General features: G+C 79.5%; 1 pseudogene. It reads right to left on the reverse strand.

Annotated elements, in window-relative coordinates:
• Window positions 1–175 precede the first annotated feature (175 nt).
• Window positions 176–782 (reverse strand): annotated as a pseudogene (locus RBXJA2T_RS05700) (peptidoglycan-binding protein); the annotation flags it as partial.

Here is a 782-nt window from a genome sequence, read left to right on the forward strand (position 1 = left end):
GCCGAGCCCCACGACCGCCAGCGCCGCGGCGCCCGCGACCCACGATGCGCGTCGGGGCGCCGGCGGTGCGGCCGCCGCGGGCGGCGTGGCCGGCTGGGAATGCAAGCCGGGCACGGCGCCGCGCTCGCGTTCGGCGTCGGCACGGCGCAGGGCGTCGAGGATGTAGGACATGGTCTCAGCGGGTGAGCGCGAGCCGCGGCACGGTCTCGCCGTCGGCGCGCAGGATCTGCATCAGCGTCAGCGGGCCGGCGCGGCCGTCGGGCTGCAACCCGTGCGCGACCTGGAAGGCGACGATGCGCGGCGCCAGCACGCCGCGGCCGGGCAGGCGTTCGTCCAGCCAGCCGGCCAGGGCCTCGGCCCCGCCCGGCACGCCCCAGCCCGGCGGCGGGCGCCACAGCGTCGCGAACTCGCCGCGCCACAGCGTCGCCAGCGTCGCCAGATCGACCGTCGCCTGGCCGCCGTCGGCGAAGGCCAGCGTCGCGTGCTCGCCCGACAGGCCGGTCAGCAGCACGACACCGCGGCGGCCGTCGCTGGCGTGCAGCGTCAGCAGGCCCGGGCGGCCGAGATCGCGCACCTGGGCCAGGCCGGTCTTCGTGCGCCAGCAGGCGAGGCCGCCGGCGGCCAGCGCGGTGCAGGGGTCGCCGGCGCCGGGTTCGGCGTTCCAGCGGGTGGCCAGCGAACGCCAGCCGTCGGCCTCGCGCGCGGCGGCGCGTGCCAGCAGCGCCTCGGCGTCGAGTGCGTCGGCCACCGCAGCCGAAGCGGCGAAGGCCGCGGCCCTGACC

Origin of the sequence: Rubrivivax benzoatilyticus JA2 = ATCC BAA-35 (genome assembly GCF_000190375.1) — a bacterium.
GTDB lineage: Bacteria > Pseudomonadota > Gammaproteobacteria > Burkholderiales > Burkholderiaceae_C > Rubrivivax > Rubrivivax benzoatilyticus.